The sequence below is a fragment of the Stenotrophomonas sp. 93052_Sma genome (genome assembly GCF_056481145.1).
This window is the reverse complement of the sequence record NZ_CM151134.1, coordinates 571853-586061: the sequence shown is the minus strand read 5'-3', so window position 1 is coordinate 586061 and position 14209 is coordinate 571853. Positions and strand designations below refer to the sequence as shown.

The window sequence follows — 14209 nt, the reverse complement described above, 5'->3', positions numbered from 1 at the left end:
CGCTCAGCCACGGTTTCATGTGCAGCCGCAGCACGTTTCACCCTGCGACATCCTGTCGCAGGCTGCGACCATGATGTTGCAGTGCAACAACATTCACCCATTCAGACAAAACCCTTACGCCGCTAGGCATTGCGCCCATTGCACGGCTCGCTGGAAGTGCTAGAACTGAACCCGCCACACCGTCCAACGCTGATCGACGCACGTTCCACAAGGAGCCAGCCATGATTGCTTTGTTCAAGGGTTTGGGACTACTGCTTCGCGACAACGAGCTCTACAGCAGCCCGTTCGAAAAACAGGTCGCGCACTGGCGCAGCCTCAGCGAGCAGCAGATCCGCGATGAAGTGGCTGTGCTGGCCCAGGCTAAGTGCCAATGGCTGATCGCCTCGATCGTCGGCTGGCAGGCGGCCTCGCTGCTGATCCTCGGGCTGATCACCAACTACCTGTGGCGCGACGATTACCACATCACCTTCACCCGCGTGGTCGTGGTGTTCGGCTCATGGATCTCGATCCTGTTCGTGATCTGGTTCATGGCCAACATGTTCGACCGCACCGCCGGTTTCGAGCGTTGGATGAAGGCCTTCAACAGCCGCGCCCGCATCAGCTCCAAGGCCGACAGCGTCGAGAACGTGGCCGAGGCACTGGACCTGGCCGAGCACTACCCGGAAGTGCTGGACTACAAGCAGGCCGTCACCGCCAAGCGCGAGCTGCGCCATGAGGACATCCGCATCATGACCGAGATCGGGCGCATGAAGCAGCACTCAGAACTGGTCGGCCGCCTGAACCATGTGGGTGAGAACGAGCACCACCACGACCTGACACTGCAACCTGCCTACTGACCCTTCAGGGAAGCGGGGGGACCCACAATGCCACCGTGATCACTCACGGTGGCATTGTTCTATCGGGTCCTGGCTGACGCATTGGTGGAAGCCCCTGGGCAGGTCACGCATCGCCTCGGTCTTTCCCACCGCCACCGCGAACCGACGCAACGGCGGCGTGGCACACGCGGCCCCGCTGCTGCATGCAGGGTCCAGCACCACGTAGTGGCAGTGGCCACTGCTGCTGGCGATGCACTGGAACCGCGCCTCGCCATCGACCACGGTGCGTTTGCTGTACAGCGTGTCCACGCCGTTGGCATTGGTACGGGTGATCGAGGTTTCGCTGGACTTCTCGCAGCCGGCCAACGACAGCGCAGCAACGCAGGCAAACAGGAACAGGCGCATGGTGCCTCCAGGGTGCGGCTACATGCCGCGGAACAGGCTCATGAAGGGTTGGCTGACCACCAGCGTCTCCGTACGCCCACGCAGGCGCAGCACCCCGCGCCCGGTATCGTCGCGGCTGACCGCTGCCACCGCCTTCATGTTGACGATGGTCGAGCGATGGATCTGGCGGAAGTGCTGCGGATCGAGCACTTCCAGCAGCTCGCGCAACGGTGTGCGCAGCAGGCTCTCACCGGCCGCGGTCATCACGGTGGTGTACTTGTTGTCAGCACGGAAATAGGCCACGTCTTCCAGCATGATCAGCTGCGTCTCGCGGCCGTTGCTGGCGGTGATCCAGGCCAAGGGCGGGCGCTCTGCCGCCCTCTGCGACGGCCCCAGGCGCTGAAGCAGGCGTTCGAGTACGGCATCGTCCTGGCGCGTTGATGGCAGCCGCGACAGGATGCGTTCGCGCGTGGCCAGCAGGCGCTCATCGCTGACCGGCTTCAGCAGGTAGTCCATCGCACCCTGCTCGAACGCGTCGATGGCGTACTGGTCGTAGGCGGTAACGAACACCACCTGGGTGCGCGGGCTCAGTTCGGACAGCGAACGGGCCACTTCAATGCCACTGATGCCGGGCATGCGGATATCGAGGAAGGCGATGTCCGGCTGTTTCTCGGCCAGCTGTTCCAGCGCACTGGCGCCATCCTCGCACTCGGCCACCAGCTTCAGGTCCGGCCACAACCGGCCCAGCTGCTCGACCAGCGACTGCCGCAGCAGTTCCTCGTCTTCGGCAATGAGCGCCTCAAGCGGCATGGCTGCGCTCCTTGCTCGACTGCGGCAGGGTCATGGTCGCGGCCACGCCGCTGGGGAAGTTGGCGACGATCGCCACGCCGGCCTGTTCGCCGCAGGTCAGGCGCAGGCGCTCGCGCAGGTTCTTCAGGCCGATGCCGGTACCGCTGGTGCCCTGGCCGAAGCCGAGGCCATCGTCGGCCACCGTCACCGTTACATGGTCATCGAAGCCACGCGCCAGGATCCAGATCGTGCCACCGCCGGGCTTCGGTTCCAGGCCATGCTTGATCGCGTTCTCCACCAGCGTCTGCAGCGCCATCGCCGGCAGCTGCACGCCGTGCAGTTCGTTCGGTACCTGCACCTCCACCCCCAGCCGTGCGCCCATGCGGATACGCAGGATCTCCAGGTAGGCACGGGTGCGCTCCAGCTCCACGCCCAGCGTGGACAGCGATTCGTCCACCTGTGGCAACGAGCTGCGCAGGTACTGGATCAGGTGGCCCAGCATCTGGTCAGCACGTGCCGGGTCGGTGCGGGTCAGCACCTGCGCGTTGGCCAGCGTGTTGTAGAGGAAGTGCGGTTCCACCTGCGCGTGCAGCAGGTTCAACCGGGCCACCGACAGCTCCTTTTCCACCTGGGTCTGCTCGGCCGCGGCCTGCTCGTCGCGACGCTGGTCGGCAACACGGCGGCTGATCGCGCGGGTGACCGCTTCGGCGTTCTCGAAGTTGCTGCCCTCATCCAGTGCCAGCAGGTCGGCCCACCAGCCGGCATCCGGCTCAAACAACAGGGTGACGGTACTGGTGCCCTGCCCCGGCGTGACCGTCGCCAGCACGCTGTTGCGCTTGATCGCCAGCCGTGCCGGCAGGTTCCAGCGCGATGGCTGGCGGCCGTTCCAGGCATCCACGCGGCGCACGTAGGCCCGCACCTGCAGGCTGCCGGCCGAACTTTCCACGTCTTCAACGCGCGGCAGTTCAGCGATGGCCGCTTCCACCACCGAGAATGCCTGGCCGGCATCCATCGGCAGTTCCACCTGGCGGCGCTGGCGGCCGGAGAGCGTGGTCGAATCCAGCCGGCCGGCGACCAGCCAGACGCGGCGTACATGGGTAATCGCGCTGCCCAGCGCGGAAATCATCAGAAACATCGCCAGCAGGCCGAAGATCCAGCCGGGGCCATCGTTCATGCCGCTGAAGATGCCGCTCCAGACCATGCCGGCGACGAACAGCGCCGCAGCCCAGGCCAGCAGGTGACGAAGCAGGAGAGAGAGGCTGGCGAACACGGCGGCGCCTTGGAGGAAGGGGGTGAGCCGAGCATAGGGCGGCCCGCCGGGCAAACAAGCGGGTTGCGACGAAGGGCCGGAAAGCGGGGATGGAAGCCATTCTGGTAGAGCCGGCCGCTGGCCGGCTCCCCATGACCTCCACAAGCATCACAAGGTTGCCGGCCAGCGGCCGGCACTACCCGGGAGGCGCCGGGCGAACCCGGCGCATTCCCTTACTTGCGCTGGTCGGCGCTGGCGTCACGCACGGCGCGGAACGATTCGTCCTTGCTCCAGTTTGGCCAGCTGCGCGAGTTGGCCAGCTGGTTGCCCAGCGTGTACAGCACCTCCAGGTCGCGGGCGGCACCGGCGAACACCCAGTCCGGCTGCCACTCGTCGCCCTGCTGGTGGTAGCGCTTGGCGGTGTAGTCCTCGGAGGCCTTCTTGCCTGCGGCCACGCCACCGTCCACCCAGTCCTGGCCGGCCGACCAGGACAGCGCCGGCACGCCACGCTTGGCGAACGGGAAGTGATCGGAGCGGAAGAACAGGCCCGCTTCCGGCTTCGGGTCCGGCGTGTAGCGGATATCCCAGCCCTTGGCCACGTCCTTCAGCTGGTCCAGCAGCTCGAAGCGCGCGGCACCGTAGATGCCGAAATCACGCGACGGCCCGAACGGCGCCATGCCATCCATGTTGATCACCGCCACGGTCTTTTCCAGCGGATACAGCGGATGGGTGGCGTAGTACTCCGAACCCAGCAGGCCCTTTTCCTCGGCGGTGACCGCCAGGAACAGCAGCGAACGCTGCGGGCGCTTGGCCTTGGCGAAGCCACGGGCCAGTTCGATCAGCGATGCGGTGCCACTGGCGTTGTCCAGAGCGCCATTGAAGATCCGGTCGCCACGTGCGTCGGGCTCGCCCACGCCGATGTGATCCCAGTGCGCGCTGTAGACGATGGTCTCGTCCGGGTGGCTGCTGCCCTCCAGGCGTGCGGCCACGTTGTGCGAGGTGATCACTTCGGTCTTCACCGCGTACTTCGCGTCCAGGCTGGCGCCGGTCAGCGGCACCGGGGTGAAGTCGCGCTGCTGCGCCTTCTTCTTCAGCGCCTCGAAGTCCTGCCCGGCCGAGCGGAACAGCTCCACGGCCAGGTCGCGCTGGATCCAGCCTTCCAGCAGCGGGTGGCTGTCGGCCGGGTTGTCGCGCACCACGTCGAACATGGTGTTGGTGTTGGAACCGGCCACGGTGGCCCAGCCGTACGACGCCGGTGCGGTCTCGTGCACGATCAGCACGCCCAGCGCCCCCTGGCGGGCGCCTTCTTCGTACTTGTAGGTCCAACGGCCGTAGTAGGTCATGCCCTTGCCGTCGAAATCACCCTGGCCGGTCTCGAAGTCCGGGTCGTTGATCAGCACGACGGCGATCTTGCCCTTCAGGTCCACGCCCTTGAAGTCATCCCAGTTGCGCTCCGGGGCCTTCACGCCGTAGCCGAGGAACACCAGCGGGGCCTTGCTGATGTCGACGTTGCTGGCGCCGTTCATGGCAGCGCGCACGGCGATCTGCTTGCCCTGTTCCAGCGCAACGGTCTTGCCGCCCTGGTGCAGCGCCAGCTGCGGTGCGCCGACGATGTCGCCCTTGCGCAGCGGCACCGCCTGGGTCCACAGGCGCTTGCCGTCCTTGAGGTCGCCGCCCGGCTGCAGGCCGGCGTCGGCGAACTGCTTGCTGAGGAAGGCGATGGTCTTCTCTTCGCCGGCGGTGGCCGGGGAGCGGCCTTCGTAGGCGTCGGAGGCCAGTTCCTTGACGTCGGCGGAGATCCGCACGCCATCGAATTTCGGGGTGGCCGCCATCAGTGCGCTCGACACCGAAAGGGCCAGCACGCCCAGTACTACTCGTTTCATTGCTCTCTCCAGCAGGGAAATCCTTCTGGAGTGTAAGGGGTTCGGCAGGGCTGCGCCCTGCACCCGCAGAAACAACGGCAACGGCCGAAGCAACAGCAAAAGCTGGGTTCCTGAGGGTAGGCGGGGTAGGTCCGGTTGCGGGGGACGCCGTGAATCCGTCCCTGGAGGCTTGGGCGCGCCATCCATGGCGCTTACACCCCCGCAACCGGACCCACCCCGCCTTCGACAGGTTCCCGCTGCTGTTGGTGGGTGTCGACCTTGGTCGACACACCGCTGTTGGTAGGTGTCGACCTTGGTCGACACGCCGCTGTTGGTAGGTGTCGACCTTGGTCGGCACGCCGCTGTTGGTAGGTGTCGACCTTGGTCGACACACCGCTGCTGGTAGGTGTCGACCTTGGTCGACACACCGCTGCTGGTAGGTGTCGACCTTGGTCGACACACCGCTGCTGGTAGGTGTCGACCTTGGTCGACACGGACGGAAACAAGAAGGGGTCAGTTCCCTTTCCCAGCGGGAACGGTCTCTGACCCCATCGGTGTGTTGCTTGAGCCTGTTACCAGTTCGGGTCTTCGGCCGGGGCGGCAGCGGGCTTGGGCTTCGGCTTGGCCGCCGGGCGCGCGGCGGCAGCCGGTGCAGCCGAGGCCGTTGCGCCAGCAGCGGCAGCAGCCGGCTTGCTGCCCAGCTTCTGGCGCAATTCAATCTGGCCCGGACGGAAGCCGCCGCGCATGGCGTCGACGCCGTCTTCGATGGTGCCGTACGAGGTCTGTGCAGCCACGCGGTCGATGCGGATGGTGCAGCACGGGTGTTCGCTGCGGCCCAGCGAGCGACCGGTCTGCGGGTCCTTCAGTTCTTCGCCCAGGCGCACGGCCTGCCAGCGCTGGCCGGCCTGCACGGTGTCACCGCCCTGGCTCAGCACCACCTGGTCTCCGTCCACCGAAACCACCGACACCGGGAACAGCGTGGTGACGATGGCGGTGCCGATCTGGCCGGACAGCGATTCCATCATCGCCGCGGCCATGTTGCGGCCATTGACCACGCGCGGCAGGGTGCTCGGGCCGGTCGAGGCCAGCTGGTGATCGAAGCTGTCGGACATCACCACCTGGCCGGTGGTGGCGTTGATCAGGCGCAGGGTAATGCGGCCGCCACCGGAGTACGAGGTCACCTGGCGGTCGGACATGCGCAGGTTGCGCACGCTGCGCGGGTACTCGAAACGTTCGATGGTCGGGATCAGGATCAGGTCGGTCGCCAGCTGCTGGCCCACGCGTGCGGTGTCCTGCAGGCGCACGTTGCCACTGTTGATGTGATCGATCTCGGCCTGCAGTTCGTCGCCGAATTCGCGGTCCAGCACGATGAAGCGCTGGGTCTGGGTCAGCGTGTCGGACAGCCGTGCGCGGATCGCATCGGCCACTTCATCGGCATCCACGCGGCCGTCTCCGACGGCGTAGCTGCCGGCCTTGGTGCGCGGCAGGGCAACCACGATCTTCGGCTTGCCCTGCTCGTCCGGCGCGCGGTACTGGGCAATCTGTGCGCGCACGCGCACCTTCCAGTAGCTGCGCATGCTGCGATGGGTCACGTCGGAATCGAACGAACTGGCGCCACGCTTGGCATCGACGTTGACCTTCTCGTCGTAGCTTTCCCTGACGCTGGCCGAGGCCGAACCGCTCTTGGCCGATGCTTCGCCGGAGGCACTGGCCGACGCCGAGCCCTTGAAGCTCCAGCCTTCGTCGCTGGCGCGCACGCGGGCGATGGTTTCCTCGTCCAGCTGCCGCACTTCATCCTGCGACAGGATTTCATAGCCCAGCACCGCGCCCTGCGAGCCGGCGATCATCTGCTGGGTGAACGCGTCGGCGCGGATATCGCCGACGTGTTCGTCATCCACATCCACATGCAGGCCTGCACGCAGGCTCTGCATCTGACTGGCCACGCGTACGCCGTTGACCTGCGCCACCGCCGACTGCAATGCCGCCAGCACCGCCAGTTCCGGGGTGCTGCCAATGCCGTCGGCTTCGCGCGCGACCTGGGTGATGCCGCCGAAATCCGGCGTGCCACGCAGGGGCGCTGCTTCCACTGGCGCATTGCTGGCCAGTGCACTGGTTGCCTTGTCCTTGGCGGGCGCGGCGGCCGGGGTGTCCTGCTTGCCACAGGCTGCAAGCAGCGTGGCAGCCAGGCCCAGGCCGATCAAACGGTAGGTCATACGCATGGAGATTCGCCTCGGATCAGAGCGTGTCGAGCATCGAATCGGCGTTGGACGGCACCTTCACCTTGCTCTTCTTGGCGAAGGTCACGGCCGACTTGGTCGAACCGTACAGGCCCTGGATGAAGCCCGGCGATTCCTTGGCCACCCATGCACCTGCTGCCAGCTTGCGGCCGACGGTGGCCAGCTGGGTCGCGCCCAGGTTCTTCATGCCGGCGGTGAAGTTGCTGGCTTCGCCGCCCAGCTTCTGTGCTTCGGCCGCCGAGGACAGCAGCGAGACCAGGCCTTCGGCGTAGTGCTGCTTGGATTCAGCGTTCAGTTCCGGCTGTGCGGCCTGGCGCTCGTTGATCGCCGCCTGCGCAGCTTCACTGACCGACACCGACTTCTTCATCGCATCGACGCTGACCGAACCCGACGACAGCGCCTGGCGCTCGGCTTCCAGCAGCTGCACCTGCTCGGCCAGGCCGAAGGCGCGGGCAAACGAGGTCTGGGCCTGCAGCGAGTGCGACTGCGAGCTGACGAAACGACGCACCAGCGCTTCCTGCGCGGCTTCGTCCGGAGCGGCGGCGCTGGAGGCGCTGCTGCTGGAGGTGCCGGTAGCGGCGCCAGCCAGGTCCTTCAGCTTGCCCAGGCCAGCGTGGGCCGGCATCGACAGGGTGGCGGCCGCGATGGCCACGACAAGAGCGGTATTGCGGATCATGTGAGTGTCCTTTTGGGAGAGACGGCCGCGAAGCGGCACGTGGGAAATCGGTAACCCCGGGCGATGCCGAGCGAGCTCGGCACCCACCGGGGTGGCGGATCAACGAACTGCCTTGACGTTCAGTTCGTTGATCATCTGCTGGGCAGCCTTTTCAGCCGCCAGCTGCAGCGCGTTGGTACGGGCGACGGTTTCGTTCGGGCCGGTACCGGAGAACTGCACCGGGCCCACCGACGACACGGTGCGCGGGAAGCGACCGGTCACGTCCAGCACCTTGCCGGTGACCGTGACGAACACGCGGGTGTTGCCGCTGGCCGGGTCGCGGTCGCGCATGCCGACGTCGAGGGTGCCGACGGCGATGTACGGGATGTTGGCCGCACGGATGCCGTTGGCGGTATCACGCAGGGTGGCCGGGGCCAGGTCGTTGCCGGTGCTGAAGTCCTTGCGGATACGCTCGATGCTGAGCAGACCGCGCGACTCGCCTTCCACGTATTCGGCTTCAACCACTTCGTAGCCGGCGGCGCTGAAGGCGCCGGTCATCGCGGTGTTCACTTCGGCGGCGTTGGCCACCTTCCAGCTGATGTTGTCGCTGCGCTGGGTGGTGCTGCCACCGCTGGTGACCGACATCGAACCATTCTGGTTGATGCTGCCGTTGGTGCTGACCGAGTTGCCGCGGAAGCTGTCGCCTTCACGGGTGTTCTCGCTGTAGCTGCTGCTGGCGTCGACGCGACGGTATTCCTTGTCCTGGAACGACTGCACGGTGTCCTGCGAGCGCGCCATGAACAGGAAGGTCAGCAGCGAGCGCTGCGCGGCGGTGGCACCGGCCACGGCCGAGCCGGCATCCAGCTTGGTCTGCAGCAGTGTGGTGTTGATCTCGGCGCGGACGGTGACGGTGTAGGTCTTGGCCTTCTTGTCTTCAATGTCCGACAGCTGCACGGCGCTGAGCACGTAGCGGTCGATCTCGCCGATGAACTCGGAGCGACGTGCTTCGAACAGGCGCAGCTTGGCCGCACCGGTTTCGGCGATGTACGCCTCCAGTGCATTGACCTTGGCCTTGTTCAGGGCCTGGGCGCGGGTGTCGGCACTCAGGCGCAGGCCGTAGCTGGCCGAACCGGTACCGCGTGAACTGGCGGTCTGTGCAGCGACCGGGGAGGCCACCACCAGGGCGATGAGGATGAGCAGGATGGTACGCATCAACGACATGACTTGATCAACTCCTGGAGGGCTTGGGTCTGCTGCTGCAACGGGCGGCCGCCCGGCTTCTGTTCGTCCAGCCAGCCGCGCGAATCGGCGCGCTTGGCGGCGGCGCCGGCGAAGGCGTCGAAGCCGGCCAGCAGGGTTTCGTAGCTGGCCGACCACTGGTCGACCTGCCACTGCGTGACCGGCACCACCTTGGTGGCACCCTTGCGCAGCGGCTGTTCGAAATAGACCTTGCCGGAGAACGGCTCGGTCACCTTGGCGGTGAAGAACGCGCCGAACAGCATCGTCTTCATCGCCGGCGTTTCTTCGATCACGCCGTTCTTCAGCGCATCCACCTGCAGGTTGATGACGTAGTCCGGCTCGGGAATCTTCAGCTGGTAGACCTTGCCGTCGGCAAAGCGCGCCGCCATCGCACCACCGATCGCCTGGCCCGAGGCCGGCGGCAGCAGGCCGACGCCGGTATTGGACGACAGCGTCTTGGACAGCTCATGGGCCAGCGTGGCGCGCAGCGGGGCTTCCCACTTCGGGTCGGGCAGCTTGGCGCGGACCGCGTCGGACAGGGTTACGCCACCGACCTGCAGGCGACGCACGGCGGCATCGGGCAGCTTGGCCTGGGCGAGGCTGGCGGCCAGTACCTGCGACAGGCTGGTCGCAGCGTTGCCGTACAGCAGATCGGCGACGATCGCATCGATATCGTCGTTGTCGGGGCGGTAATCCTGCACATCGATGCGCTGCAGGGTGAGCGGATAGGACGCGATCACCTGGCGCTCGCGGAAATCGAAGAACAGCGCCTGCAGCGCCACTTCCACCAGCACCTTGTACTGGTCGCCGATCGGCTCGACCGAGACCAGTTCGCGGTCCAGTGCCGCGGCCAGCACTGTCGCACTGGTGGTGCCGTCGAGCATCGCCACCGGCTGGTCGATCAGTTCCAGATTGGCCGGCGGGCGACGCTTGAGCCCCTGCCCCAGGGTCTGGTTGAGCGGGATCAAGCCACGCTTTTCCAGCACGGCGTGCGCATGCGGCGTGGTCGCCTGCACGGCAGCGGCATCAGCGGTATAGGCAAAACCGGCCCAATAGGCCTGCTGTGATTTGTCTGCCGCCTGCACGGCCATCGGCCATACGGCCAGGCACAGGGCACAGGCAAGCAGGCGCGCAAAAGCGCGCGATGCGCTCTTCGTCCTTGAATACATCCAACCGCTCCTCGGTCAATACGCATGGAAAGTGGACGCTGACGCGTCCGCTGGGCGCGAAACATAACGGCTCGCGGGCCCGCCGACAAGTGCTGCCTTCGTCGAGGTCACTCCGTGGGAGGCAGGCCGGCCCGTTGCCGCAGCAGGCCCCGCTCTGCCTGGTTCTGGCTGAGTCTGGCGGCTTCCGCAAAAGCGTGACGTGCGTCCAGGTCGCGCCCCAGCGCCTGTAGTAACTCCCCGCGCACCACCTGCAGCGGCGCGTACTCGCGCAGTCGCGCGTCCACCAGCAACGGCTGCAGCTGCGCCCACGCCGCGAAGGCACCGTCACTGCGCAGCACCGCCACGACCCGGTTCAATGCAACAACCGGCGAGGGCTGCACCTGCAGCAGCTGCGTATAGAGCGCTGCGATGCGCGGCCAGTCGGTATCCTCGGGGCGGCGCGCCGCTGCATGGCACGCTGCGATACGCGCCTGCAGTACATAGGGATCATCAGCGCCACCGGCGGCCAGCGCCGCGCCAGCACCTGCTGCCCGCGTTCAATCTGCAGCCAGTCCCAGCGCGCGGTTCTGCTGGTCCAGCAGTACCGGCACGCCCTGCGCATCGGTCCGTGCCGCGGCACGCGAGGCCTGCAGCTCCATCAGCGCCAGCAGGCCCAGCACCGGCGGCACCGGCAGCCGGTGCGCCAGGATGCGCGCGAGCCGCAATGCCTCCTCGCACAGCGCCGGACGCATCCAGTCATCACCGGCACTGGCCGCATAGCCTTCGTTGAACACCAGGTAGATCGCCTCCAGCACCGAAGTGAGCCGCTCGGGCATCGCGTCAGCACGCGGGACCTCGTAGGGCACCTGCTTCTGCGCCAAGGTGCGCTTGGCGCGCACGATGCGCTGGGCGATGGTCGGCTCGGGCTGCAGGAACCGCGCGCGATCTCGACAGTGGTCAGGCCACCGAGCAGGCGCAGGGTCAATGCCACCCGTGCATCGGCCGGCAGCACCGGATGGCAGGCCACGAACATCAGCCGCAGCAGGTCGTCACCCAGATCATCTTCCAGCGCTTGACTGTCGTCGGGCGCCGGCAGCGGCGCCGGATGCAGTTCCTCGCCCCACTGCGCATGCTGCTGCGCCACCCGCTGGTGCTGGCGCAGTACATCAATGGCACGGTTGCGCGCAGTGGTCATCAGCCAGGCTCCGGGGTTGTCCGGGATGCCCTGCTCCGGCCAGCGCTCCAGCGCGGCCAGCCAGGTGTCCTGGGCCAGCTCCTCGGCGCGGCCGACATCGCCCCCGAGCAGCCGCGCCAGGCGCGCGATCAACACCGGCGACTCCATCCGCCAGAGGGTTTCCAGACGCTGCGTCAGTGCGGGCTCGAGCATGCGCCGATCACAGCACGCACGCCCGGCCCGCACAAGCGCCGCAGCTCACGCTTCAACAATCGGCTTGAAGCCGCCCCAGAACATGCGTTTGGTGTCGAACGGCATGTCCTTCGGGCCCAGCGACGCCAACCGCGGGTCCACCATCACTTTCGCGTTGATACGGTCGCGCGCCGGCGCGAACGGAACACCACGAAGGCGACGATCACCGTTTCGCCAGGTTTGGCCTTGACCGCACGCGGAAACGACGTGCTCTTTCCCGGTTCCACATCGTCGGCCACGCATTCCATGTACTGCAGCGCGCCATGGTCCTTCCACACCGCACCGGCCTTGCGGGCAAGGCGGCGGTAGGCCGCCACCTTGTCCTGGGGGCACGGCAGCACGTAAGCATCCACGTAAGCCATGAGGATTCTCCCTGCGGCGGCCGTCAGCCCGGTTCGCCGTCCATGTGTGCGATTTCCCAGAGATGGCCATCCAGATCCTGGAAGCCGCGCTGGTACATGAAGCCCAGGTCGCGCGCCGGCTGCGGTTCGCTGCCGCCGGCGGCCAGTGCCTTGTCCACCAACTCGTCAACTGCCTTGCGACTGGGTGCCGAGAGTGCGTTGATCACTTCCGTGTGGGTGTGCGCATCGGCAATCGGCTTGTTGGTGAACTGCTGGAAAAAAGGTTGGGTCAGCAGCATCACGTAGATGCTCTCGCTGATGACCATGCCTGCCGCGTCATCGTTGGTGTAAGTTGGATTGAAGCTGTAGCCCAGCGCGGTGAAGAAGGCCTTGGATTTCTCCAGGTCCTTCACCGGAAGATTGACGAAGATCATCTGCGGTTGCGGTGCATTCATCGGTGAAGCTCCTTGTGGATGAAAAGAAGAAGAGGGATCAGGGCTGCTTCATGCAGTTGACCATCCACGGCTTGCCGTAGCGGTCGATCAACATGCCCCAGCGGTGCGCCCAGAACGTTTCGGCGATCGGCATCTGCACCTGGCCACCGTCGGCCAGCGCGGCGAACACGCGTTCGGCTTCTTCGATGCTGTCGACGTCGACATTGATGGTGGTCGAGCCACCCTCGCCACCGCCGGGACCGTCGGCCGCCATCACGATGGCGCTACCGATTTCCAGCTGGCTGTGCGCGACGTGGTCCAGGGTTTCCGGCGGCATCTCGTTGCAGCCCGGCGAGCCATCGGAGGGCGGCATGTCGCGGTATTTCATTTCCGAGGTGACCTGGCCACCGAGTGCCTTGGCGTAGAACGCCATCGCCTCATGGGCCTGGCCGCTGAAGCCGAGGAAAGGAATCAGTTTCATGGCAATACTCCGTCGTGGGTTTCAGGGGGGTAGCGCCGGGCCATGCCCGGCGGGGGAAATGAATCGGGTCAACCTTCCAGCTGTGCACGCAGACGCTGTTCCTGCTGCTGTAATTCGGAGGTGAAGGCTTCACCGAAGTCTTCGGCGGAGATCAGCGGGCGCAGCTCCAGCGTGCCACCACTGTTGAACGGCGCGCGGCTGGCCCATTCAACGGCCTCGTCCAGCGAGCGCACGTCCCACAGCCAGAAGCCGGCGATCTGCTCGCCCGCAGGGCCAAACGGACCGGCCTCGACCTTGGGCGCGCCACTGCCGAAATGAATGCGACGTCCGCGCTGGGTGGCATGCAGGCCTTCACCGGCCAGCATGATGCCGGCGGCCACGAGTTGTTCGTTGAAGGCGCCCATTTCGGACAGTTCCTGTTCACTGGGCATGCGGCCGGCTTCGGAGTCGGCGTTGGCCTTCACGATCACCATCACTTTCATTGCGGTCTCCCGTGGGGACGCGTGGTGCGTGCCCTTCACTGGGTACAACGAACCAGGGGGCTGGGAATCGACACGTCTTTTGAAAATTATTTCTTCCGTGGAAAGCGCGCCTTCGGCGGGCGTCGGCGAACGGCGGAGCCCCTCCGTGGTGGGGTGGGCTGGTCGCTGAAAGCTGGTTTCCTGTGGGTGGGCCGGGCGGGTGGGATTGGCGGGGACGCCGTAAACCCGTCCATGGGGGCTTAGCCGCGGCATCCATGCCGCGGATACCCCGCCAACCCCACCCGCCCGGCCCCAGACAGATTCCGGTGGCCGAACCACCACGGGAAGATCAAGAAAAAAGGCAGAAGCAACAGCAACAGCGGGTGGCTGGCGACCTCGGCTTTGCGAGCGGAGCGACCCGCTTTTGCTCTTGTTGTTGATCTCCCGTGGTGGGTCAGCCGCAGAGATCTGTCCAAGGCCGGGTGGGGAGGCAGGGCAGGGGCGTGAGCCGCATGGATGCGGCGACCGAGCTTACATGGACGTACTTGCAGCGCCCCCTGCCCTGCCTCCCCACCCGGCCAAATCCAAGAACCCGAGCTTTCAGCAACCAACCCACCCCACCACGGAGGGGCTCCGCCGTTCGCCGATCGCCCGCCGCAGGCGGCTTTTCGCGCTGCAGCATGCTGGC

12 protein-coding genes and 2 pseudogenes are annotated in these 14209 nt (G+C 66.3%); 1 reads left to right on the top strand and 13 read right to left on the bottom strand.

Annotated features, from left to right (window positions below; all coding sequences use genetic code 11):
* Positions 1 to 221: 221 nt before the first annotated feature.
* Positions 222 to 836, top strand: a complete 615-nt coding sequence (locus ACZK2V_RS02700; protein ID WP_032128761.1) for a hypothetical protein — start codon at positions 222 to 224, stop codon at positions 834 to 836.
* Between the two features lie 39 nt (positions 837 to 875).
* Here ACZK2V_RS02700 and ACZK2V_RS02695 read toward each other — a convergent pair whose 3' ends face one another.
* The 13 genes and pseudogenes from ACZK2V_RS02695 to ACZK2V_RS02635 form a co-directional block, all read right to left on the bottom strand.
* On the bottom strand, positions 876 to 1220 hold the full coding sequence (locus ACZK2V_RS02695) for a hypothetical protein (protein ID WP_032128762.1): 345 nt from the start codon (positions 1218 to 1220) through the stop codon (positions 876 to 878).
* 18 nt (positions 1221 to 1238) lie between these two features.
* Positions 1239 to 2009, bottom strand: a complete 771-nt coding sequence (locus tag ACZK2V_RS02690; protein WP_032128763.1) for a LytR/AlgR family response regulator transcription factor — start codon at positions 2007 to 2009, stop codon at positions 1239 to 1241.
* Positions 1999 to 3258 carry a sensor histidine kinase gene (locus ACZK2V_RS02685; protein ID WP_010484138.1) on the bottom strand — a complete coding sequence of 420 codons (1260 nt, stop codon included), beginning with the start codon at positions 3256 to 3258 and terminating at the stop codon, positions 1999 to 2001. The genes ACZK2V_RS02690 and ACZK2V_RS02685 overlap by 11 nt, the downstream gene beginning before the upstream one ends.
* 212 nt (positions 3259 to 3470) lie before the next feature.
* Positions 3471 to 5120, bottom strand: coding sequence for a M28 family metallopeptidase (locus ACZK2V_RS02680; protein WP_049460669.1), 1650 nt, complete (start codon positions 5118 to 5120; stop codon positions 3471 to 3473).
* Positions 5121 to 5671: 551 nt separating this feature from the next.
* Positions 5672 to 7318 (bottom strand): CsgG/HfaB family protein, encoded by a 1647-nt coding sequence (locus tag ACZK2V_RS02675; protein ID WP_049463530.1) that lies wholly within the window; start codon positions 7316 to 7318, stop codon positions 5672 to 5674.
* Between the two features lie 16 nt (positions 7319 to 7334).
* Complete coding sequence (locus tag ACZK2V_RS02670; protein WP_049398327.1) at positions 7335 to 8012, bottom strand: hypothetical protein; 678 nt, start codon at positions 8010 to 8012, stop codon at positions 7335 to 7337.
* Positions 8013 to 8111: 99 nt separating this feature from the next.
* Positions 8112 to 9212 carry a hypothetical protein gene (locus tag ACZK2V_RS02665; protein WP_032128768.1) on the bottom strand — a complete coding sequence of 367 codons (1101 nt, stop codon included), beginning with the start codon at positions 9210 to 9212 and terminating at the stop codon, positions 8112 to 8114.
* On the bottom strand, positions 9203 to 10399 hold the full coding sequence (locus ACZK2V_RS02660; RefSeq protein WP_049463531.1) for a hypothetical protein: 1197 nt from the start codon (positions 10397 to 10399) through the stop codon (positions 9203 to 9205). The genes ACZK2V_RS02665 and ACZK2V_RS02660 overlap by 10 nt, the downstream gene beginning before the upstream one ends.
* Before the next feature lie 107 nt (positions 10400 to 10506).
* A pseudogene (locus ACZK2V_RS02655) lies at positions 10507 to 11765 on the bottom strand (RNA polymerase sigma factor).
* A 45-nt stretch (positions 11766 to 11810) separates the two neighbouring features.
* A pseudogene (locus ACZK2V_RS02650) lies at positions 11811 to 12166 on the bottom strand (DUF1428 domain-containing protein).
* A gap of 23 nt (positions 12167 to 12189) precedes the next feature.
* A complete protein-coding gene (locus ACZK2V_RS02645; protein WP_032128772.1) occupies positions 12190 to 12600 on the bottom strand; it encodes a VOC family protein in 411 nt (136 codons plus the stop codon).
* A gap of 37 nt (positions 12601 to 12637) precedes the next feature.
* Positions 12638 to 13060: a VOC family protein gene (locus ACZK2V_RS02640; RefSeq protein ID WP_012509913.1), complete on the bottom strand. Its 423-nt coding sequence runs from the start codon at positions 13058 to 13060 to the stop codon at positions 12638 to 12640.
* Positions 13061 to 13128: 68 nt separating this feature from the next.
* Entirely contained in the window at positions 13129 to 13542 is a 414-nt protein-coding gene (locus tag ACZK2V_RS02635) for a YciI family protein (RefSeq protein WP_049463533.1), read from the bottom strand.
* Positions 13543 to 14209 lie beyond the last annotated feature (667 nt).